This is a genomic window from Variovorax sp. RO1, assembly GCF_002849325.1.
Taxonomy (GTDB): domain Bacteria; phylum Pseudomonadota; class Gammaproteobacteria; order Burkholderiales; family Burkholderiaceae_C; genus Variovorax.
In genome coordinates, this window is record NZ_PKMT01000005.1 from 17910 (window position 1) to 38857 (window position 20948).

At 65.4% G+C, this 20948-nt stretch carries 18 protein-coding genes and 2 pseudogenes; 11 read left to right on the plus strand and 9 right to left on the minus strand.

Features of this window, described 5'->3' with window-relative positions; all coding sequences use genetic code 11:
• Window positions 1-15 precede the first annotated feature (15 nt).
• Complete coding sequence (gene proC / locus CY658_RS23150) at window positions 16-852, minus strand: pyrroline-5-carboxylate reductase (protein WP_101492436.1); 837 nt, start codon at window positions 850-852, stop codon at window positions 16-18.
• Between the two features lie 388 nt (window positions 853-1240).
• On the opposite strand from proC, the gene CY658_RS23155 reads away from it, so the two are divergent.
• The 9 genes and pseudogenes from CY658_RS23155 to CY658_RS23195 form a co-directional block, all read left to right on the plus strand.
• Window positions 1241-1735 carry a gamma-glutamylcyclotransferase family protein gene (locus tag CY658_RS23155; RefSeq protein ID WP_101492437.1) on the plus strand — a complete coding sequence of 165 codons (495 nt, stop codon included), beginning with the start codon at window positions 1241-1243 and terminating at the stop codon, window positions 1733-1735.
• A 67-nt stretch (window positions 1736-1802) separates the two neighbouring features.
• Entirely contained in the window at window positions 1803-2678 is an 876-nt protein-coding gene (locus CY658_RS23160) for an ABC transporter substrate-binding protein (protein WP_101492762.1), read from the plus strand.
• Window positions 2675-3535: an amino acid ABC transporter permease gene (locus CY658_RS23165; RefSeq protein WP_257884970.1), complete on the plus strand. Its 861-nt coding sequence runs from the start codon at window positions 2675-2677 to the stop codon at window positions 3533-3535. The genes CY658_RS23160 and CY658_RS23165 overlap by 4 nt, the downstream gene beginning before the upstream one ends.
• Window positions 3532-4350, plus strand: a complete 819-nt coding sequence (locus CY658_RS23170) for an amino acid ABC transporter ATP-binding protein (protein WP_101492438.1) — start codon at window positions 3532-3534, stop codon at window positions 4348-4350. Before CY658_RS23165 ends, CY658_RS23170 begins: the two co-directional genes overlap by 4 nt.
• Window positions 4347-4787 (plus strand): VOC family protein, encoded by a 441-nt coding sequence (locus CY658_RS23175; protein ID WP_101492439.1) that lies wholly within the window; start codon window positions 4347-4349, stop codon window positions 4785-4787. The genes CY658_RS23170 and CY658_RS23175 overlap by 4 nt, the downstream gene beginning before the upstream one ends.
• Before the next feature lie 20 nt (window positions 4788-4807).
• Complete coding sequence (locus CY658_RS23180) at window positions 4808-5458, plus strand: GntR family transcriptional regulator (RefSeq protein ID WP_101492440.1); 651 nt, start codon at window positions 4808-4810, stop codon at window positions 5456-5458.
• 17 nt (window positions 5459-5475) lie between these two features.
• Complete coding sequence (locus CY658_RS23185) at window positions 5476-5775, plus strand: hypothetical protein (RefSeq protein WP_101492441.1); 300 nt, start codon at window positions 5476-5478, stop codon at window positions 5773-5775.
• Window positions 5776-5782: 7 nt separating this feature from the next.
• The gene (locus tag CY658_RS23190) at window positions 5783-6643 is read left to right on the plus strand and encodes a DMT family transporter (RefSeq protein ID WP_180839033.1); all 861 of its coding nucleotides are present in this window, start codon (window positions 5783-5785) and stop codon (window positions 6641-6643) included.
• A 238-nt stretch (window positions 6644-6881) separates the two neighbouring features.
• Window positions 6882-7142, plus strand: a pseudogene (locus CY658_RS23195) (tripartite tricarboxylate transporter substrate-binding protein); the annotation flags it as partial.
• Between the two features lie 559 nt (window positions 7143-7701).
• On the opposite strand, the gene CY658_RS23200 reads toward CY658_RS23195, so the two are convergent.
• The 5 genes from CY658_RS23200 to CY658_RS23220 form a co-directional block, all read right to left on the minus strand.
• Window positions 7702-8616 carry a LysR family transcriptional regulator gene (locus CY658_RS23200; protein WP_101492443.1) on the minus strand — a complete coding sequence of 305 codons (915 nt, stop codon included), beginning with the start codon at window positions 8614-8616 and terminating at the stop codon, window positions 7702-7704.
• 59 nt (window positions 8617-8675) lie between these two features.
• Window positions 8676-9482, minus strand: coding sequence for an oxidoreductase (locus tag CY658_RS23205; protein WP_101492444.1), 807 nt, complete (start codon window positions 9480-9482; stop codon window positions 8676-8678).
• A 39-nt stretch (window positions 9483-9521) separates the two neighbouring features.
• Window positions 9522-12599 carry an efflux RND transporter permease subunit gene (locus CY658_RS23210; RefSeq protein ID WP_101492445.1) on the minus strand — a complete coding sequence of 1026 codons (3078 nt, stop codon included), beginning with the start codon at window positions 12597-12599 and terminating at the stop codon, window positions 9522-9524.
• Complete coding sequence (locus tag CY658_RS23215; RefSeq protein ID WP_101492446.1) at window positions 12596-13711, minus strand: efflux RND transporter periplasmic adaptor subunit; 1116 nt, start codon at window positions 13709-13711, stop codon at window positions 12596-12598. The genes CY658_RS23210 and CY658_RS23215 overlap by 4 nt, the downstream gene beginning before the upstream one ends.
• A gap of 84 nt (window positions 13712-13795) precedes the next feature.
• Window positions 13796-14413 carry a TetR/AcrR family transcriptional regulator gene (locus CY658_RS23220; RefSeq protein WP_101492447.1) on the minus strand — a complete coding sequence of 206 codons (618 nt, stop codon included), beginning with the start codon at window positions 14411-14413 and terminating at the stop codon, window positions 13796-13798.
• A gap of 95 nt (window positions 14414-14508) precedes the next feature.
• Between CY658_RS23220 and CY658_RS23225 the strand changes: the two genes are divergently transcribed.
• A complete protein-coding gene (locus CY658_RS23225; protein WP_101492448.1) occupies window positions 14509-15972 on the plus strand; it encodes an efflux transporter outer membrane subunit in 1464 nt (487 codons plus the stop codon).
• A gap of 120 nt (window positions 15973-16092) precedes the next feature.
• Here the strand turns inward: CY658_RS23225 and CY658_RS23230 are convergent, their stop codons facing one another.
• The 3 genes from CY658_RS23230 to CY658_RS23240 all read right to left on the minus strand — a co-directional run bounded on the left by CY658_RS23230 (window position 16093) and on the right by CY658_RS23240 (window position 20448).
• Window positions 16093-17445 carry an MATE family efflux transporter gene (locus CY658_RS23230; RefSeq protein ID WP_180839034.1) on the minus strand — a complete coding sequence of 451 codons (1353 nt, stop codon included), beginning with the start codon at window positions 17443-17445 and terminating at the stop codon, window positions 16093-16095.
• Between the two features lie 157 nt (window positions 17446-17602).
• Entirely contained in the window at window positions 17603-17956 is a 354-nt protein-coding gene (locus CY658_RS23235; RefSeq protein WP_257884972.1) for a DUF4148 domain-containing protein, read from the minus strand.
• Window positions 17957-18753: 797 nt separating this feature from the next.
• Complete coding sequence (locus tag CY658_RS23240) at window positions 18754-20448, minus strand: serine hydrolase domain-containing protein (RefSeq protein ID WP_180839035.1); 1695 nt, start codon at window positions 20446-20448, stop codon at window positions 18754-18756.
• A gap of 309 nt (window positions 20449-20757) precedes the next feature.
• Here CY658_RS23240 and CY658_RS33070 point away from each other — a divergent pair.
• A pseudogene (locus CY658_RS33070) lies at window positions 20758-20922 on the plus strand (integrase); the annotation flags it as partial.
• Between the last annotated feature and the right edge of the window lie 26 nt (window positions 20923-20948).

Below are 20948 nucleotides of genomic sequence, written 5' to 3' on the forward strand. Positions count from 1 at the left end.
TCGAGGCGTGCGCGTTCAGGCCTGCGCGATCTCTCTGGAGAGAGCCTCGGCCCGCGTGCAGGCCGCGGCGACGGCCTCCTTCAGTGCGTGGGCCGTCCCGGCCGCGTCCAGTTGCGCCAGCGCAGCCTCCGTGGTTCCACGCTTGGAGGTCACGCGTTCGCGCAGCGTGCCGAACGCATCGCCCGACTGCGCCTGCTGAACGGCGCCGGCGACGGTTTTCAGGACCAGCTCACGCGCCGTCACCTCGTCGAAGCCCACGGCCTGTGCGGCAACCTGGAACGCCTCCAGAAAGTGAAAGACGTACGCGGGGCCGCTGCCACTGACGGCCGTCACCGCGTTCAGCCGTTCGTCGTCCTCGACCCAGAAACAATGGCCCGTCGTGGCGAGCACTTCCTCTGCCATGCGTTGATCGGCCGCGGCGGCTTCCGGTGCGGCGGTCAGGCCCGTCACGCTGGCGCCAATCAAGGCCGACGTATTCGGCATGGCGCGAATCACGCGCGTGCTCCCCAGCCAGCACGACAAATCGACGCAGCGGATCCCTGCCGCAATGCTGATGTGCAAGGGCGCGCGCAGGTGCACGTTTGCCTGCTGCACCGCCTCGCGCAGAACCTGCGGCTTGACGGCCCAGACCACCACGTGGGCATTGGCGAGGCGGGTGTCGACGCTTCCGCCCACATCGACGCCGAGCGAGGTGCGCAGCCGCTCCTGCTGCGCTGTGTCGGGGTCGAACACCACGATGGCCTTGGACGGAAGCCCGGCCCTGATGAGACCGCTGATCAGGGCCGTGGCCATCTGCCCGCCTCCGATGAAGGCGAACGAGCCGGGTTGTGCTTTGGAGAATTCTGAGTTCATGAAGAGTCTGAGTTGACGCTGCTGGCTCGAGACAGATCCCGGCAGCGAGGTCTCTGGAGATGGTGGAAGCGCCGGCAAGACATGACAGGGGATCCCTGGGTCGGTGATCTCTGGCCGGCATCGCCCAATCTACGCATCCAGTGCTGAGCATTGTTTCGAAGATGCGCGTCCCCACCAGATAAAGCACGGTTCGACCGCACGTTGTCGACGCATGCACAGGCTGCTGGCGCTTCTTGATGGGAGTCCCGCGTTCCGCGCGTAAACCCTTTCTTGCTTTCGTATATTTCTTCGTATATCTTCACGTATATGAAGGAGCTGGACGCGGTTTCCTTCTGCCAAGGGGGCCCTCTTCCCGGGGCCGTTGTTCCTCATTTGCCAGAGAAATTGGATGTACTACTTCGCTTACTGCACCTGGATCAACGATCCGGAAATCAAACGCTACATGCCCGAATGCAAGAAGGTGGCCAAGGCCGTGCTGCCGAACTACCGCCTGGAGTTCCATGCCGCTGCCGGTCGCTCCGACCGCGGCTGGTGCCACCTGAACGGCCTGCCCGACGCCTGGGGCGAGCAATGCGAGGGCCTCGTGTTCGAAGACGACGGCCTGACCGACGACTACGACGATTTCGAGCGCTTTGCCATCACCGTCATCGGCGAGGACGGCAAGACCTACGACTGCTGGACCTATCGCATGACCTCGCCCGGCATGGCGATGCGCCCGCCGAACTTCTACTGGCAACACATCCCCGACGGCCTGAAGTCCGAAGGCTTCTCTGCCGAATACATCGCCAAGGTTCAAGCCACCTACGATGCGGCGGCCCCCTGCCCCCGCGCCGACCGCCCGAATCCATCCGCCATCCCGGGCAAGTCCGCCGACTCGCGTTAATCACGACAGCGCCCGCGCCGTCAGCAACTCAAGAAAATCACCGAGAAAGAAAATCATGCGTTCGTTCATGTCATCTCTCCGGGCAACTTTGCTGCTGACGGCGTTGTCGCCGTTGTGCGGCCTTGCCCAGCCCGCGGCATCGCCCATCTCCGAGGCTGCGCGTGCCGTGCCCGCCGACGTCAAGGCGCGCGGCGTCTTGCGCGTCGGCTCTCAGCAGACCTTTCCTCCCGTCGAGTTTCGCGAGCCCGGCGGCAGCGGCGTCTCGGGCGTTAGCCGTGACCTGCTCGAGGACGTTGCGCGACGCCTAGGCCTCAAGCTCGAATACATCCAGTCCGAGTACGCCTCCCTGATCTCCGGCGTGGAAGCCGACCGCTTCGACGTCGCCTCCGGTGGCATCAGCGACACGGAAGAGCGCGAACAGAAGCTCGATTTCGTCAACTACATGCAATCGGGCGGCAGCATCCTCGTGCTGTCCGCCAACACAGACAAGCTCTCGACCATCGACGACTTCTGCGGCAAGGGCATCGCCACGATGCTCGGCGGCCGCACCATCATGACCGCCGTGGAGGCGGCCTCGGAGCGCTGCACGAAGAACGGCAAGGCACCGATCCGTGCCGAGCAGTTGCCCACCGCACCCGATTCGCGCATGCAGCTGGACCTCAAGCGCGTCGACGGCTACATCGGGGACTACCCGGCGCTCGTCTACATGGGCTCTCAGTTCCCGGGCAAGTACAAGGTCGTGGGCGGCAACTACATGCTCACGCCGTACATCACCTCGTGGGGCTTCGCCAAGAGCAAGACCGGCCTGCGCGATGCCGTTCAGAAGGCCACGCAGAGCATGCTCGACGACGGCACCTACAAGAAGATCTTGGACAAGTGGAACGTCGGCGGCGCCGCGCTGCCGGCGATCAGCATCAACCTGCCCTCCAGCAAGCGCAAGTGAGCTCTATCCCTACTTCTTCCGCGTCGGCTGCGCTGCCGGTGCGCCGCGTGGTGCACCGACGCCAATGGGGCGCCTGGTGCTTCGGCGCGGTCGTGATGCTGGCGCTGGCCTGGCTGGTCACGGCCGCGGTCGGCTCCAAGGTGATCGACGTCGGCGTCTTCGCCAGCTACGTGTTCAGCCGCAACGTGCTCATCGGTGCGGGCCACTCCGTGATGCTCGGCACCATCGCCTTGCTGCTGGCGGTAGCGGTCGGACTGGTCGTGGCCATGATGCGCGTGAGCGGCAACCCGATCCTCGTGGGCTTTGCCGCCAGCTACGTGTACCTGTTTCGCGGCACGCCGATGCTGATCCAGTTGATCTTCTGGTTCAACGCCTTTCCGATCATGTTCCCGCAACTGCATCTGGTGATCCCGTTCACCGGCCTCGTGCTGCTGGACATGCCGATGACGCAGGTCATCACGCCCTATGCAGCGGCGCTGGCCGGGCTGAGCCTGGCCGAAGGCGCCTACATGGCCGAGATCATCCGCGGCGGCTTCATCGCAGTGGACAACGGCCAGCGCGATGCGGCGCGCTCCATCGGCATGACGCACGGCATGATCATGCGCAAGGTCGTGATTCCTCAGGCTGCGCGCATCATCGTTCCAGCCACGGGCAATCAGTACATCATGCTGCTGAAGTCGACCTCGCTCGCCTCGGCCATCGGCTATCTCGAACTGCTGCGCATCTCCACCGACATCTACGCCGCCAACTTCCGGGTGGTCGAGCTGCTGGCCGTGGCCGGCTTCTGGTACTTGGTCATGACCGCCTTCGCCACTGCCTTGCAAACATCGCTCGAGAAGCGATTCCCGCACCGATGACCACACCCACCTCCCGCCCCGCCACGCAAGCCGTCCGCATGGTCGGCGTGACCAAGTACCGCGGGACGCAAGCCGTCCTGCGCGATGTGAGCTTCGATGTGCCCGAGGGCCAGGTCGTGGCGGTGCTCGGCCCGTCCGGCGCAGGCAAGTCGACGCTTCTGCGATGCATCAACCACCTTGAGACCATCGACGGCGGCAAGATCTTCGTGAACGGCGAACTCATCGGCTATCGCGAACGAGGCGACGCGCTGATCGAACTGCCAGACAGCGAGATCAGCCAGCAACGCCGACGCATCGGCATGGTGTTTCAAAGCTTCAACCTGTTTCGCCACATCACCGTCATCGACAACGTGATGGCGGGCCCGGTCCATGTGCTGGGACAGACCCACGCACAGGCCAAGGCACTGGCGATGGAGTTGCTGTCGCGCGTGGGCCTGGCCGAAAAGGCCGGCGCCTACCCGAACCAGCTCTCCGGTGGTCAGCAGCAGCGCGTGGCCATCGCGCGGGCGCTGGCGCTCAAGCCGCGGCTGATGCTGCTGGACGAGCCCACCAGTGCGCTCGACCCGGAGCTTTCGCATGAAGTGATTGCCGCCATCCGGCAGCTCGCCCTGGACGGCATCACGCTCATGATCGCCACGCACGAGATGGCGCTGGCGCGCGACTTCGCGCACCGGGTGCTGTTCATGGTCAACGGTGAACTGGTCGAAGACCGGCCCGCGCGCGACTTCTTCCATGCCCCGCGGCACGAGCGCAGCAAGCAGTTCCTCGCGCACCACGCGGACGAACCCACCTCTGAGGAAACAACGGCTTCATGAAACAATTCTTCAAGACCCTCCACCACGTGTGCATCGTCGTGCACGACCTGGAAAAGACGGTGGGCTACTACGAACAGCTCGGCGTTGGTCCCTGGTTCGACTACCCCAAGGGGGGTCCCTACGTCGAATTCGATGTTCCGAACCGAGCGGCCTCCGATGCCATGCGCTACAAATGCGTCGACCTCGACAATGTGCAGATCCAGATCTGCCAGCCTTCGGAACTCGATTCGCCGCAGCGGCGCTTCCTGGACCAGCATGGCGAGGGCGTGTATCACCTCGGTTTCGAAGTTCCCGATCGCGATGCGGCCGAGGCCGCTGCGCGCGACCTGGGAATTGGCGTGACCGCCCGGGGTGCGCGCGCGGACGGATCGGGCTTTGCCTACTTCGACACGCGTGCGCAGGCTGGTGTGGTCCTTGAAGTGCGCAAGACCGCTTGAACAATATTGCAGGAGGCCGAATGGCACTCAAGAAGACCGGCAACGACCTGATCGCCGGAGACGTTTTTCAGAAACTGCGAACGAAGATCCTGACCCTGGACATCAAGCCGGGCTCGCGGCTGGTTGAGGACGAGGTGTCGGCCCTGCTGGAGGCCGGCCGCACGCCCGTGCGCGAGGCGCTGCTTCGACTGCAGGGCGAAGGACTGGTCAGCCGCGATCGCGGCTGGGTCGTCGAGGCCAGCGATCCCGCGTCGTTTCGGACCATCTTCGAGAGCCGCATGGCCATCGAGGGCTATGCCACGCGACTGGCTGCCGAGCGCGCCACGCCTGCGGCGCTCGATGCGCTCGAACAGCTGGTCACCGAGATGGACCGCGGCGAGGAACTGCCGCGCAGCGAAATCAACCGGCTCAACCAGACATTTCACCGGCAGATCGTCGCGCTTTCGGAGAATCCCTTCTTCGCCGAGCTCCACGAACGCACCCAATTCCAGTACTGGAACCTGCGGCTGCCGGTGATCTTCATGAAGGACCAGTTGGGCCGTTCGTCCGAGCAGCATCACGCGATCCTTTCCGCCTTGAAGGACCGTGACGGTGAGCGCGCAGAGCGCGCCACCCGCGAGCACATCCAGACGACGATGAGCATCGTCGCGGATGCGCTGCGCGACGACTGAAGCCGAGGCGATTTTCCATGCACGCCTGGCGCATCGCGGCCCGGAACACGCACCTGTACCCCGGCGCAAGGCTGCAAGGCCTCGACCCGGCGCTGCGCCACGCCATGCGCGCGGGCGACACGGTCACCGTCGAGTTCTCGGACCAGGGGGTCATGCAAGGCGAAGTCCTTGCGTGCTCGGATCAAGGCTGGCACCTGCGCGCCGGACCCCATGCCACGATGGCGGGCACCTCCATCGCGGCCAAGCGCTGGACCATCGAGTGGGCGGGCGCAGACGCTGCCGCAGCGGGCATGCGCGTCAAGGCGCAGCTGGCCTGAACTCGCCGTGACGTCCTCCCATCGCCCCGCCGCGGGCGGCGCGCTGCTGGTCGCAGCCATGGCCGGCTTCGCGCTCTCGGACATGTGGGCCAAGGGATTGGCCACCACTTTTTCACCATTCCTGCTGGCCTGGTTCCGCTATCTGGGGCTCTTCGCGATGGTGCTGCCGCTGATATTCGCAAGGCCCGCGCTGCTGCGCACCGCACAGCCACGCCTGCAGGTGCTGCGCGCAGTGGCTCTGGTGGGCTCCGCCCTCTTCTTTCTCTACGCGCTGCGATCGATGCCACAGGCCGAAGCGACGGCGATGGTGTTCGCGTCGCCTCTGTTCGTCATGCTGCTGGCACGGGTGGTGCTGGGTGAGCGCGCAGCGTTGCAGCGCTGGCTGCCGGTGCTGTGCGGCTTCGCGGGAGTACTGGTCGTGGTGCGGCCCGGCACGCTGGCCTTCGGCGGTGCCGAGATCTTTCCGATGTTGTCATCGATGTCCTGGGCATGCGCGGTCATCCTCACGCGCCGCCTGTCCGCCGCAGAGCACACCGCGACCACGGTGCTCTATTCATCCGCGATCGGTGTACTGGGCCTGAGTCTGTTGCTCCCGGCCATGGACTGGTCGCCCATCGGCACCGCCTGGTGGCGCCTCGCGCTCATGTCGCTCAGCTGGTGCGCCGCACAGTGGCTGGTGCTCCTGGCCTACCGCATCGCCCCGCCCTCGGCGATCGCGCCGTTTTCCTATTCACAGATGCTGTGGGCTGCGCTGCTCGGCTGGACGGTCTTCGGCCATTGGCCCGATGCCACCAGTTGGATGGGCATGGGCCTGATCGCACTCGGCGGCGGCTACGCGGCGCTTCGGGCTCGATCCATCGGGCGCTAGTTGTCGCCCGCGGCGGTCGCACTATGAACGCACGAGCTCATCCGCATCGCGGCCATCCGAGCGACATTCTTCGCGCCGCGATTCGAAAGGCCGCGTCACTTCCCGCTCGCCCCTCTGCCACGCGTCGCTGTCACCCGGCTCGGCTGCAAGCCCTGCGCGACTTCGAGTAGCAAGCTGCGGAGCCAAGCGATCGCAGGATCGCGCTCCTGGTACTTGTGCCATTGCATGTGCTCGGCAAGCCGGACTGAAAGACTTCAACGTCCAGGTCTGGCACGGCTTGTACGCACCGCGCGGCACGCCTGCCGCAGTGCTCGCCAAGCTCAACGCCGCACTGCGCACCGCGTTGAAAGATCCTGACCTGATCAAGCGGGAGGAAGCTCTCGGCCTCACCGTCGTCAATGACGACCGGCTCGATCCTGCCGGCCACAAGAAGTACCTTGAAGCCGAAAAGGCGCGGTGGTCGAAGGTGATCAAGGACGCTGGCGAATACGCCGATTGATGCGACGAGGACATCGGGCTGATAGCGCCCGAGCTTTTCCGTTTGACGGTATGGCAGGTCGGTCGGCCCCGCCGAACCCACGGCCCCATCGAGGCATCCAAGTGGAGCAGCGCGCGCTCCATTCCTTCCTGATTCGAAAAATCGCGAACCCCGTTCAGGGGTTGCCGCCCTGCGACCAGCCGCCTTGCCCTTGCGATAGGCCGAGGAGAAGCTGCCGGCACAGCGGTTCATCCATCGACGCGTGGACCTACATTTTCGCTGACGCTTGAACCGCCTGTATTCCAACGCGCACGCCTGTGGTTCTGCGCATCGGTGCGCAGAAGCGGGTCAGCGTTCGATGGAAAAGTGGGGCCAATGCGCGTGGAAATCCGCATCACAGGCTTTCCGCGGAAACGCGGAGTTCGAAACCTTCGAGATCCCGAAGGATTTGGACCACGACGTGGCCGTCCCGGCGGGCGACGTCAGGGCGCCTAGTCACGCCGCAGCAAGCTGGTTGCGCGATCCCGCTCGCTTCAGTGACAACCCGCAGAGAAGCGCGCATCCTTCGCACGTTGCCAGCTCACTGCGCGTCGATGCTCGTCCGCGAGCCTGTAGGCTTCAACCGGCTCGCGAGAAAATCCAGCAGTGCGCGGTGCACCGCCGTACTGTGCCGGCGCTCCAGGTACACGGCGGACAGCCACATGTCACTGCGAACGAACTGCGACAGCACGGGCACCAGACGCCCGCTCTCGACGTAGGGCTCGAGCATCACCGAGGGCAGGTAGACGACGCCTGCGCCAAGCAGCGCCGCCTGGATCAGCGGACTGGCTTCCGTTGCATCCAACGGTCCGCGGACCGCGACCTCGAGTGGCTGACCGTCGACTTCGAAGCGCCACTTGGGCAGCGGATTCAAATGGCTGCTGAACAGCGCGATGTGATGCGCAAGCTCGCTCGGATGGGAAGGCACACCATGCTTGCGCCAGTAGATAGGAGCCGCGCAGACGGTGAGCTGCATCGACACCAGCTTTCGAACGATCAGGTTCTCGTTGGCCAATACGCCGAAGCGAAGCGCGATGTCGATGCCCTCCTCCGCGAGATCGACCATGCGGTTCGTGAGCACCAGACTGATGCTGACCTCCGGATAGTGGCCAAGAAAGGCGTTGATCAGCGCCGGCAATTCCGTCAGCTCCATGCCGTAAGGCGCCGAGATGCGCACACGGCCGCTGGGAATCCGCGCGCGATCCTGGAGTTCGGCTTGCGTGACGTCGGCCAGTTCGAGCATGGGCCTGCTTCTTTCGAGCAGCAAGGCGCCGGCGTCGGTCAGGCTGACGGCATGGCTGGTCCGGTTCAGCAATCTCACACCGAACCGGCTCTCGAGGGTCGCGATGTACTTGCTGACGGTGCCCTTCGACAGCGAAAGATGCTTGGCCGTGCGGGAGAAGCTCCCCGAAGTGGCGACTTCGCTGAATGTGCGCAGGAGATCCAGGCTGTCCACAAATGTTCTCCTTCTTGTTGGTCAGGGCGACGCTCGATACGAGCATCTCGAACAGGTGCTCAGGCGAGCCCGAGTTTTTTCCTCAGGCTCGCATCCACCGGTCCCGCCGGCATGAAGCGGCGCAATTTCGTCAGCAGAGACGCCTCCCCCGGCGGCGTGCAACGCATTCGCCACGGGCCCAGCGCCGCCTCGACGATGGTGCTCGCCACGCCGTGCGGCTCGGGCGCACTGCTCACGCTCTCGGCCACGGAGAGCGTCACCAGTTCGCGTTCGCGGTCATAGCCCGCGATCCGCGCCTTGACACGGGGCGCATTGGCATCGAGGTGGGTCCGGGTGAAGGCCGGCTGCACCAGCGTGGCGCGAATGCCGAACTGGCGCACTTCGTGGTCCAGTGACTCCGACAGCCCTTCCACTGCGTGCTTGGTGGCCGCATAGAGTCCCATGTACGGGGCGGGAAGCACACCGAGCACGGAGCTCACGTTGACGATTCGCCCGCGTTTTTGCTGACGCATGTACGGGAGCACCTCGCGCGTCACGCGCAGCATGCCGAAGACGTTGGTGTCGAACAGCTCCGCGGCCTCGGCCGTCGAGGTTTCCTCGACCGCGCCGATCATCATCATTCCCGCGTTGTTGACCAGCACGTCGATGCGCGTGGCACGGTCGATGACGGATCCGATGCCCCTCTGGACAGAGCCTTCGTCGCGAACGTCCATTTCGACGAACTCCACACCAGGCAGCGCGGGTGCCTTGCGCAGATCGCGCACGGTGCCGAACACCCGGCATCCTCGCGCCACGAACATTTCTGCGGCAGCGCGTCCGATGCCCGAGGACGCGCCCGTCACTACGACGACTGATGAACTCGACATGGCAATTCCCTCGAACTTGATGAATGATGATGAGGCGCGTCAGTGCGCGGGCAGGGTCGCGTTGCCTGACTTGATCCGGAACCAGATCGCATACATCGCCGGCAGGAACACCAGCGTCAGGATCGTCCCCGCGAAAGTGCCGCCGATCAGCGTGTACGCCAATGCACCCCAGAACACGGAATGCGTCAGCGGAATGAACGCGAGGATCGCCGCGAGCGCCGTCAGGATCACAGGGCGGGCGCGCTGCACGGTCGCCTCGACGACCGCATGGAACGGATCGAGCCCCTCCTGCTGGTTGTGGTGGATCTGCCCGAGCAGGATCAGCGTGTTGCGCATCAGGATGCCCGACAGCGCGATGAGCCCCACGAGCGCATTGATGCCGAAGGGCTGCTGGAACAGCAGCAGGGTCGGCACGACGCCAATCAGCCCGAGCGGGCTCGTGAGGAACACCATGACCATCGCGGACATGGAGCGCACCTGGAAAATAATGATGAGGAGCGTGATCGCCAGCATGATCGGGAACAGCGGCAGCATCGCTGCGGTCGCCTTCTCAGACTCCTCGATGGAGCCAGCCTGGACGATGCGGTAGCCGGCCGGCAGCTTGTCGATGATCGGTTGAAGCTGCTTGGTGATCGCGGTCGATACGTCGGGAGGCTGCAGCCCCTCGGCGATGTCGCCCTGCACCGTGATCGTAGGCATGCGGTCGCGCCGCCGCATGACAGGTTCTTCCATGCGCACCTCGACCTCGCCGACCTGCGACAGCGGAATGCGCTGGCCGCCGGCACCGGCGAGCGTGAAGTCCACAAGCTTCGCGGGATCGAGCCGGGTGCTGCCGGCCGAACGGGCCACCACCTGCACGGTGCGGATGTCCTCGCGCACGGTCGTCACGGGTACGCCGCTCAGGAGGAATTGCAGTTGCTGCGCCACGGCGCTGGAGCTCAGCCCCACGGCCTGCAGGCGGTCCTGTTTCAGGGTGAAGTGCAGCGTGGGCGTGCGGGTGCCCCAGTCGGTGCTGACGGTGCGCATCATCGGGCTGGCGTCCATCACCTGCCGCACCTCGGCCCCAATCCTGCGCAGCTCGTTCGCATCGGGCCCGGAGACACGGTAGGCCACGGGGAACGGCGAGTACGGCCCGAACACCAGCTGGGTCACGCGCACCCGCGCCTCGGACGCAAGGCCATCGGCAATGGCCTGACGCAACCGGTGCTTCAAGGCTTCGCGCTCCTCCTGGCTGGCCGTGCGCACCACGATCTTGGCGAACGACGGATCGGGCAGTTCGGGCCCCATCGCGAAGTAGAAACGGGGCGCGCCCTGTCCGATGTAGGACGTGACGATCTGGGCCTCCGACTGCGTGGAGAGCCAGGCCTCGACCTTGGCTGTCGCGTCGCTGGTCTGCGTGATCGACGTGCCGTAGGGCATCTGCACCTCGACCAGGACCTCAGGGCGGTCGGAGATCGGGAAAAACTGCTTCTTGACCACACCCATGCCGAGGATCGACACCACAAAGAGTGCGACGACGGCGCCCGCCACCCACCACTTGCGCGCGATGACACGCCCCAGCACATGACGCAGCCGGTTGTAGCGCGGCGTGCCGTAGATCGCGGCATGGCCGCCTTCGATCTTCTTGAAGTTCGGCAGCAGCTTCACGCCCAGGTAAGGCGTGAACACCACGGCGACCACCCACGATGCGATCAGCGCGATGCCGACGATCCAGAACATGTTGCTGGTGTACTCGCCCGCTGTCGACGGCGCAAAGCCGTTGGGCATGAAACCGACGGCGGTGACCAGCGTGCCCGAGAGCATCGGCGCTGCCGTGTGGCTCCAGGCATAGGCGGACGCGGCCACATGGCTATAACCCTCCTCGATCTTCACGACCATCATCTCGATGGCGATGATGGCGTCGTCCACCAGCAAGCCAAGCGCGAGGATGAGCGAGCCGAGCGTGATGCGGTCGAAGTTCTTGCCGGTCGCGGCCATCACCACGAAGACCACGGCCAGCGTCAGCGGCACTGCGGCGGCCACCACAAGGCCCGCACGCCAACCCATGCTCAGGAAGCTCACCAGCATGACGACCAGCAAGGCCGCGAAGAACTTGACCATGAACTCGTCGACCGACGCGCTGATGTTCACCGACTGGTCCGTGACCTTGGTGAGGCTGAGGCCCAGGGGCAGCCCGGCGTTGATCGCGCGGGCTTCCACGTCCAGGGCCTTGCCCAGGTCGAGCCCGTTCCATCCCTCCCGCATGACCACGCCGATCAGCAAGGCCGGCTCGCCACCGTTGCGGATCATGAAGGTGGCCGGGTCCTCGTAGCCGCGCTTGATGGTGGCCACATCCGACAGCTTCAAGGTGCGGCCCTGCGCGACCACGGGCGTGTCGCGGATCTTCTGCAGCGTGTCGAACGCGCCGTCCAGCCGAATGAAGACCTGCGGGCCCTTGGTTTCCACGGACCCGGCCGGGCTCAGCGCGTTCTGGCTGTTGAGTGCGGCGAACACGTCTTGCGGGCCGATGCCCAAGGTCGCCAGCCGGTCGTGCGCGAACTCGACGTAGATGCGCTCGGACTGCTCTCCGGCGATGTTGACCTTCTTCACGCCCGGCACATGCAGCAGCCGCTGGCGCAGCGTCTCGGCGTCGCGCACCAGCACGCGCTGCGGTTCTCCCTTGGCTTTGAGCGCGAACAGGGCGAAGGTGACGTCCGCGTACTCGTCATTGATCATCGGCCCGATCACGCCAGCGGGCAGATTGCCCGTCTCATCGCCGAGCTTCTTGCGCGCCTGATAGAACTGTTCCTGCACCTGTGCCGGCGGCGTGCTGTCGAGCAGCGTCAGGGTCGTGAATGCCAGGCCGGGTCGCGTGTAGGTCTCTGCGCGGTCGTAGTAGCGCAGCTCCTGCAGGCGCTTCTCGAGCTTTTCGGCGACCTGGTCCTGCATCTCCTGCGCCGTGGCGCCGGGCCAGGCCGTGATGATGGTCATCACCTTGACGGTGAAGGCGGGATCTTCCGCGCGGCCCAGCTTGAAGAATGCGACCAGCCCCGCCAGCGAGATCAGGCAGATCAGGAACAACGTGATGGATCGCTCGCGTACGGCCAGTGCCGACAGGTTGAAGCGGCCTTCGCTCATGGGTGGGCTCCGCCCACCGCTGGCGTTGCGGCCGATCTCGCCACACGCACCTTCTCGCCTTCGCGCAGCAGGTGCGCGCCGAGCGCAACCACCTGGTCTCCCTGCTCGAGCGGGCCGGTGATCCGGGCGCGGTCGTCGTCCAGATGCTCGACGACCACCGGCTGCCAGCGCACCGTCGATGGATCGCCACCGATGACCCAAACGCCCGTCGCCTTGCCCGTATCGAACAGGGCGCTGATGGGCACCTGGACGCCCCCTGCCTTGGCGGACTTGCCGTCTGCGATGTCAACCGTGACCGTGGCGCCCAGGGGCGCGTTGGCGAGTTCGCCATCGAGCACGTACCGCGCCTCGAAGGTGCGCGTGAGCTTGTCGGCCGCATCGGAGAGCTGCCTGAGCTTGACGGCCACCACAACACCTGCCCTGCCGAACAGCGTGGCCTGGCCGACGGAGCCGATGACCGGGCGCAGCGTTTCGGGCAACTGGACCACGGCCTCCCGGCGGCCGGCCTGCGCCACGCGGACCACCGGCTGCCCGGCGTTGACGACCTGGCCAGGCTCGGCCAGCGTCTCGAGCACGGTGCCGTCCGCATCGGCCGTGAGTTCCGAATAACGATTGGAATTGCGCGCAACCTCGGACTGCGCCTCGGCCGCACCGAGCTGGGCCTGGGCAGCATCCGCCGCAGCCTTGACCTGGTCGTACGCCGAGGCGGAAATGGCGCCGGTGCCGCGCAGGTCACGGTAGCGCGCTTCTTCGTCGCTCGCCTGCTTTGCACGCGCCCGTGCAGCGCTGACCGCTTCCTGCTGGGCACGCGCCGCCAACCTCAGGTCGACCGGGTCGATGCGCATGAGCAACTGCCCGCGCTTGACCGTCTGACCCGCATCGACAAAACGCTCCAGCACCTTTCCGGAGACGCGAAAACCCAGGTCGCTTTGAACCCGCGCGGCCACGGTGCCGGTGAACGAGCGCGATGCCGCCGTGGCTGTCTGGACCGTGGCTGCGCGCACCAGCGGCGCCTGGGTGCGCGGATCGGGCGGAGCCTTGTCGTCGCAGGCGGCCAGCGCGAACGGCAAGACGCAGACGAAAGCGGATGTGAGGAAGCGGCGCGAGTGCATGAGGGGCCCATAGACGAATCGATCAGGGCCCCGATTCTGATAACAGTGACCATTTTAGTCAATGGTCACATTCGATTTATATCTTCAAGGAGACAGACTGCGCAGCACCAGACCCGACAGCTGGGCCGGCGCCTGGTCCGTGTAATGAGCGCTGAGCTGCAGGATCACGGGGTTGATATAGGGGTGCATGACCAGATAAATGGCCGCCGCCGCCTCGTCGATCGGCGTCTTGCGCTCGAAGTCGCCCGACTCGCGGCCCTGCTTCAGCAGCTCGATGAGCATCTGCCGGATGCACTCTTCATGGGCAATGGCCGACGGCCAGCGCTCGCTGGCCGCCGAGATGGCGATCTCGTAGAGCTTGCGGTCCTGGAAGAACAGGCGCAGGCCCGAATCGACAATGGCCTTGAACATACGACGCAGCTTCTCGGGCGGGCTTTCGACCCCGTCGACCGCCACGCGGATGCCCTCCTGGATCTCGCGCAGGCAGTTCGAGCAGATCATTTCGCCGATCGCCTGCTTGGACTCGAAGAACTTGTAGATGTACGCCTTGGAGAAGCCGATGGCCTTGGCGAGGTCGGAAACCGTGGTCTTCTCGTACCCGTACTGGCTGAAGTGTTCGGTGGCCGCGATGACGATCTGCGCGCGCACGTCGTGATCGGCCGGTCCTCGCGCGGCAGGCGGAGAAGAAGTTGCATTGCTCATGACCAGAGCTTACCGCCCGGACAAACAAACGACAACAAGTGACCATATTGAATTATAGTCACATCTTTTCCCCGTCCGCCGTCCCGGAGCAACCCATGTCCCAACGTACGCTTGCCCTGCCCCTGCTGCTCAGCCTCCTCGCAGGCTGTGCTGTCGGGCCTGACTATGTCCGACCTGCCCCGACCTTGCCGGACCGATTCATCGGCGAGGCCGCCCTCGACCAGCGATCGGCCACCGCCAACGCCGAGCGGGTGGCGTGGTGGACCGGCTTCGGCGATGCACGACTGGCCCGCTATGTCGAACTCGCGCTGAAACAGAATCTTGACCTTGCGCAGGCATCCGCCCGCGTGGCGCAGGCCCGGGCCGGGCTCGGTGCGGCGAATGCGGCGCTGCTGCCTTCGGGCAATCTCGGCGGACAAGCCGCCAGGGCCTACCAGTCGGTCGAGACACCGCTGGGCCAGGTCCTGAACGCGCAGCCAGGTTTCGATCGCTACGGCAACGCCTACGAGGCGAATCTCGGCGCAAGCTGGGAGCTGGACATTTTTGGCGGCCTGCGCCGGGGACGCGAGGCTGCGCTGGCCGACTACCAGGCATCGGAGGCCGGCGCGGCCGCCACGCGCCTGACCGTGGCCGCACAGACCGCAGACATCTACATCACGCTGCGCGGTCTGCAGGCCCGCCTCGACGTGGCACGGCGGCAAGTCGCCACGCAGCAGGACCTGCTGTCGAAGATCAACCTCCTCTACGGCAAGGGGCTGGCCGCCGAACTCCAACTGAGGCAAGCCGAAGGTGCCCTGGCGCAGGTCCGCGCATCTGTGCCAGTGTTGGAGGCGGGTGAGGCCGCGGCCATGAACGCGCTCGACGTGATGCTGGGCGCGGCGCCGGGCGCGCACCGCTCCGAATTGACGGCGGCGGGTGTCATTCCTATCGCACCGCGCATCGGCGCCACCGGATCACCCGGCGATTTGCTGCGGCGGCGGCCCGACCTGATCGCTGCCGAGCGGCGCCTTGCGGCATCGAACGCACGCATTGGCGTGGCCATGGCCGAGTACTACCCGAAACTCTCGCTGGGGGGAACGATCGGCAGCGCCACGTCCGTGGCCAGCGGCAATCTGTTCACCGGCGGCGCCAGCCAGGCTGCGGCCCTGCTCGGCCTGCGCTGGCGGCTGTTCGACTTCGGGCGCATCGACGCGCAGATTGCACTCGCCAAGGGGCAGGACGCGGAGTTGCTCGCAGCCTACCGGCTCGCTGCACTGCGTGCGACCGAAGACGTGGAGAACGCCTTCTCCGCCCTGGTCAAGCGTGAAGAACAAGCCGCCTTGCTCGCGCAGGGCGAGGCATCGCTCGGTCGCGCGCGAGGGGCATCGTTCGCGGCTTATCAGCGAGGTGTCGTCAGCCTGATCGAAGTGTTGCAGGCGGACGAGAGCCTGCTGCGCGTGGCCGATGCGAGAGCGCAGGCGCAAACGGAGTCGGCGCGCGCGGCGGTCAGTGCATTCAAGGCGCTGGGCGGCGGCTGGCAGGCTGAGCCCCTCGAAGCGGTGGCAATCCGCTCGCATTGAGACACTGGATACGCCCCGGCAACCCGGGCGGTCCAACAGACCTGCCTCTTGCGCTCGGAAACGGCGGTCAGCCGGTCTCCAGGTCGAAGGACTGAGGGCCGCAGCACGGCGCGTGTGACTCTAGCGTCTTCCCCAATCTACCCGGGCGAAGCCCCACACCGTCACTGCGGCGCCGACGATGGCGCCCCCAGCCACCAGCAGGAAGGCAGACTCGAGGCTGAGCCTCCCCGCGAACACCAGCGCCGCTGCGGACAGCGCGCACACGAAGCGCAAGACACCGGCCGCGAGCGGCCAGGCGACGCGCCGCGCGCCCTGCCCCGCGAAATACAGTGACAACGCGACGGCAATGAAGCCGAACACCGGGCCCATCACTCTCAGGTACTGGCCCCCGACGGCCAATACGTCGGAGTCGCTCGCGAAGTGAGACATCCACAGTCCAGGAAAGAATGCCACGCCGAGGCCCAGTACTTCGAGCATGCCAGCGACGAACAATGCGTTCACAAGCGCAGCGCGCCGCGCACGCACCACATCGCCGGCGCCGATGCAGGTTCCGACTACGGTAATGGCGGCGGTGCCGAAGCCGAACATCACCGGAACCAACAACATTTCCAGTCGAGACGCGATACCGTAGCCCGCGATCGTCGACACGTTGAAGGCGCCTGCAGCCGCAGTGATCGCGGCAATTGAAAGCGTCGTCATCGCCGCGTTGAGGGTCGACAGCAAGCCAACGCCAAGGATGGCACCGAAGTGATCACGCCGTAGCGGGTGCCGACGAAGTCGAAGCCTCGAGCCCGCGGATCGCATGGAGGCAACGATCGCCACGAGCGAGCCTGCACTGCATAGCACCTGCGCCACGCCCGCACCGGCGACGCCCATCCGCGGAAACCCCAGCCAACCCAGGATCAGGACAGGAGAAATAACGAGCCCGACGCCAACGCCGCCGAGCATGATCAGTGCTGGAGTTCTGACGTTGCCCGCACCTCGCAAGGCTGACTGCAGCAACGTCGGAATCCAGAACAGGACCGCGCCGCCAAAGAGAATGTTCGAGTATCGAATCGCCTGCTGCAAGGACGCGCCTGTTCCACCCAGTTCGCGGTAGAGCATCGGACCCGCGGCGATCGCAGCCAAGGCGAACAGTCCGCCTGCGATGATCGCGATCACGACGCTGTGCCACACTAGACTTTCGGCTTCGTCTTGCCGCCCTCCGCCGAGAGCGCGCGCAACCGCCGAAGAAACCCCGCCTCCGACGCCGCCGTTGGAGACCATGGTCATCAGCAGCATGACAGGCACGACCAGCGAGGCCGCTGCGATAGCGTCGACACCCAGCCCGCTCACGAAGTAGGTTTCTGCCACGCTCAGTACCGTCTGCATGAGCATCACGGCCACCGTGGGCACCGCGAGGCGAATCAACAGCGGCAGCAGCGGCGCGTGCAGCAAAGGGTTGGGGACGCCCGAGATGACCTTGGTGGGCAAAGGGGCTGGCTCCGAGGCTCTGGCGGCGTCAGGAGTAAGGGAAGTTGTCATCAGGTGTCCACCCTTGGCGGGCATGTGTGCGATGGTCACCCGCAACTCTGGGCGCTCCTGCCGACCGTTTTTTCTTACCGCACGCGGAGCGTGAAGCAGTCGTTGCTCAATTGGCCTTGGCGCGCAGATCGGCCGGGTGCGGCATCGTCGAAATAACTTTGCTGTTCACACGAGAGCCGGAGCCGACATTCTGGTCGGGCCGCAGGTTGTAGTGAACAGCCTCGGCTTCAACGAGAGAACGCGCCGTCGAAACAGCCATGGTCTCGGGACCGCGAGAACCGCGAACCACGTTCTGGTCCGGCGCCGTGGCGGTGCGCACGGCTTCGGCATTCACCTCATCGCGCGTCTTGGTGGAGAAGGCTTTGTGCACACCGTCGTACGCCTCTGCGTGGGCGCCGGCTGCGACCAGGAGGGTCAGAACAGGGACCGATACGATCTTCATGGCTTTCGCGAATTTCATGGAGGTTCCAAAGAAAAAGGTTGGAGCAAAACGCTTGCAGGTCTCATCTCGAGAACCTGCAGATCAAGTCTTGCGCCAAATTCGACTTCGGCAGTTATGCGATCAGGACACGCCACGTTTCCGTAGCCGAAACCTTCTGCATTGCAGCAACGGGCCTTCCAGCATGCCCGTCCCGGCGGGCTTTGAGAAACAAGTCACACGCCCGAACGTCTGGAGCGCGCGTTCCAGTCGTTCGTCCTGAGATTGATCGCCAGAGAAAAATCGGAAAGGCCGCACTCGTAGGATCGGCATGCGCATGTGATGCGCGGATCGGAAAACTAGTTCGCACATCACATTGCGATCAAACCCCTTACGTTTGTCTGCCGGAACGAGAGCTTCGAGTCGCCCGGGTGCACCCATCCGCTCGTAGATATCAACGCCGCGGCGCCATGCTAATGCTCATTCGCACATTGACTCTCTAGAGCAGTGGACTGCCAGCACCGGAGCCCGAAGCCGAACGCCGCGGACCTAACCGACGATAACCAAAGGCACGTCAATGCCCCCTTATCGGCGGCTGAGAACGCACCGAAAACGGTAGGAACATGCTGCACCTAGGCCGGCAGCTCGCCCCTGCGAGCGGCAGGTACGCAGCGGTTGCCGACATCCCTCGGTCTCGCGCGAATGGGTACTATCGGCCAAGAACTGCCGCTCGCTCAGTGGCGCCAATAGCGGACGTCAGACGGGCTTCAGAATCGGTGCGGCAGACCTTCCCCGGAGCACGGCTGGCTCGCGCCGGCGCCATGCCGCGCGCGAAATCCTCATGCGCCGGGGTACTCGCGCGTGAAGCGCAGTCCACGGGTGCGTCCCTCCTCCAGACGCAAGCCGACGACCCGGTCGGCGTCGCGATCGATGCGGATCACCCCGGCGGTGGGCGTGGACGATGGCAGGCCGTCGCTCGCGATCGTGAACAGATCTGTCGAGAGCGCCTGCAACCGCAAGGTGCGTCTGCCGTACGGGGCCTGGATGTGCAGCCGCAGCGTGTCGCCGGTGTGCGCGAGGCATGCCGTGGCGTCCATGTCGGGCACGCGATAGCGCCCCACCAGCTGCGGCGCGAGATCGGCCGCGCTCGGTGCGGGCGCATTCATGTGCGTGAACTGATGCACCGCACCGCCCACGGCGAGCGTGATGAAGGCGGGTGCGACGTCACCGTCGAGCCCCGCCGTCTGGATGCCGATCGGCGCCATCAGGCTGTCTTCGCTGGCCAGCGACAGCTGGCCGGGTTCCGATCGCAATGGCATGGGCGGCGATCCCAGCCATGACAGCCCGAGCTGACCTTCCGCATCGCCGAAGCGGACCAGCACACCCGTGGCGGGCGAATAGTAGGGCTGGTCCATCAGCGCCGGGCGCTCGGCCGAAGGCACATGCGCAGGCGGTTGGCCGAGGTGCGCCGCCAACAAGGCATCGACAATCTTCCACCCCAGCGTGCGCGGTGACGCCTTGGCGCCGTTGGTCATGATCGAGATGTCCAGCGCATGCGCCGGCACCGTGAGCATCTGGCTCGTGCCGCCGATCACCGTCCCGCCATGGCGGATGACCTCGACGCCCCGGTACGAATGCTGCATCAACCCGAGCCCGTAGGGTGTGACCGCGCCATCGGCGAGCACCGTCGGTGTCGTCATCTGCGCCCAGCTCGCAGCACTTCCCACGCGCTTGTCGCTGCCGCGCAGATGCGCGATCCAGCGCAGCATGTCGTCGACCGTCGAGACGATCGCGCCCTCGCCGCCGATGTCTTCTACCGGGAAGATGCCACGCCGCCATTCGGCGTCGTCGCTTGCGGTGGCGCCCGTGGGCAAGGCTTGGTACAGCGTGGCCATGCCGGGCTTGATGTCGAAATCGCTCGGCACCGACTCGGTGTCGTGCATGCCTAGAGGTTCGAAGATGCGCTCGGCGAGGAATCTTTCGAAGCGCTGCTCGCTGACGCGTTCGATCACGTGCGTCAGCAGGTGATAGCCACCATTGCAATAGAGCATGCCGGTGCCCGGATCGAAGTTGAGTTCGCCTTGCCGCGCCAACAACGCAAAGCCCGCGCCCTTAGGCTGGACAGCGTCGCCGCTACTGCTGCACGACAGCGCGATGTGGCAACGCCAGCCGCTCGTGTGGTTCATCAGCTGGCGCAGCGTGGGCCCGACCTTGGACAGCCGCGGCAGTTCCGGCAAATGCGCATGGATCGAATCGTCGATGGAAAGCCTGCCTTCCTCTGCCAGCAGCAACGCGGCCAGGCAGGCGAAGTGCTTGGACGTCGAGCCGATGCGCATGCGAGTGCGCGGCGTGTTGGCGATGCCGTGCTCGATGCTCGCCAGCCCGAGCCCACGACGATAGAGGGTCTTGCCGTTGCGCGCGATGCCGACGACGAGGCCGGGCCCGTCGCCGCGATTGAAGGGTTGCAGCAAGGCGTCGACGGCTGCCAGGCCGGTTGGAATGTCGGCCGAAGTGGGTGGGATGGCAGAGGGCATGTCGCGGTCGGATGGGAGGTGGGGGCGCAGTGTGGAGAAGTCGAAGAGGCATGCAAAAAAGGGAAGCCCTGGCCGCGTTCTCGACCCTGCGCCGGTGCCGCTCAGCCGCGCTGCTTCGCACCCGATGCGTCGTACCGGCTCTCGCTGGCACGTCCACATGGACGCTCCAACCCCATTCGATCCGTCTTCCTTGCTGAGACGAGTGAGCCGACGGTTTCCGGTATGCAAAAGCGCGAATCGCTCCTGCTGAATCACGGCCTGACCTCGCACCCTTGGGCGCCGCAGCACGTAGTCTGAATGACAGGTAAGTACGGCACCCACTCAATGCGCCGGACCAAGGCGTCCTTGGTCTACCGCCGAACGAAGAAGCTTCGCGCGGTGCAGCTCCTGCTCGACCACACCAAGCTCGAGAGCACAGTGCGCTACCTCGGAATCGAAGTCGAGGACGCACTTGAAATGGCTGAGCAGACGAAGCCTGACTGGTTCCTGGCGCCCTGTTT

Excerpts from the sequence above, each read along its gene's own strand:
- proC (WP_101492436.1), bottom strand. The coding sequence starts at position 852 with ATGAACTCAGAATTCTCCAAAGCACAACCCGGCTCGTTCGCCTTCATC.
- CY658_RS23155 (WP_101492437.1), top strand. The coding sequence starts at position 1,241 with ATGTACTACTTCGCTTACTGCACCTGGATCAACGATCCGGAAATCAAA.
- CY658_RS23160 (WP_101492762.1), top strand. The coding sequence starts at position 1,803 with ATGTCATCTCTCCGGGCAACTTTGCTGCTGACGGCGTTGTCGCCGTTG.
- CY658_RS23170 (WP_101492438.1), top strand. The coding sequence starts at position 3,532 with ATGACCACACCCACCTCCCGCCCCGCCACGCAAGCCGTCCGCATGGTC.
- CY658_RS23175 (WP_101492439.1), top strand. The coding sequence starts at position 4,347 with ATGAAACAATTCTTCAAGACCCTCCACCACGTGTGCATCGTCGTGCAC.
- CY658_RS23180 (WP_101492440.1), top strand. The coding sequence starts at position 4,808 with ATGGCACTCAAGAAGACCGGCAACGACCTGATCGCCGGAGACGTTTTT.
- CY658_RS23185 (WP_101492441.1), top strand. The coding sequence starts at position 5,476 with ATGCACGCCTGGCGCATCGCGGCCCGGAACACGCACCTGTACCCCGGC.
- CY658_RS23205 (WP_101492444.1), bottom strand. The coding sequence starts at position 9,482 with ATGTCGAGTTCATCAGTCGTCGTAGTGACGGGCGCGTCCTCGGGCATC.
- CY658_RS23210 (WP_101492445.1), bottom strand. The coding sequence starts at position 12,599 with ATGAGCGAAGGCCGCTTCAACCTGTCGGCACTGGCCGTACGCGAGCGA.
- CY658_RS23215 (WP_101492446.1), bottom strand. The coding sequence starts at position 13,711 with ATGCACTCGCGCCGCTTCCTCACATCCGCTTTCGTCTGCGTCTTGCCG.
- CY658_RS23220 (WP_101492447.1), bottom strand. The coding sequence starts at position 14,413 with ATGAGCAATGCAACTTCTTCTCCGCCTGCCGCGCGAGGACCGGCCGAT.
- CY658_RS23225 (WP_101492448.1), top strand. The coding sequence starts at position 14,509 with ATGTCCCAACGTACGCTTGCCCTGCCCCTGCTGCTCAGCCTCCTCGCA.
- CY658_RS23235 (WP_257884972.1), bottom strand. The coding sequence starts at position 17,956 with ATGAAATTCGCGAAAGCCATGAAGATCGTATCGGTCCCTGTTCTGACC.
- CY658_RS23240 (WP_180839035.1), bottom strand. The coding sequence starts at position 20,448 with ATGCCCTCTGCCATCCCACCCACTTCGGCCGACATTCCAACCGGCCTG.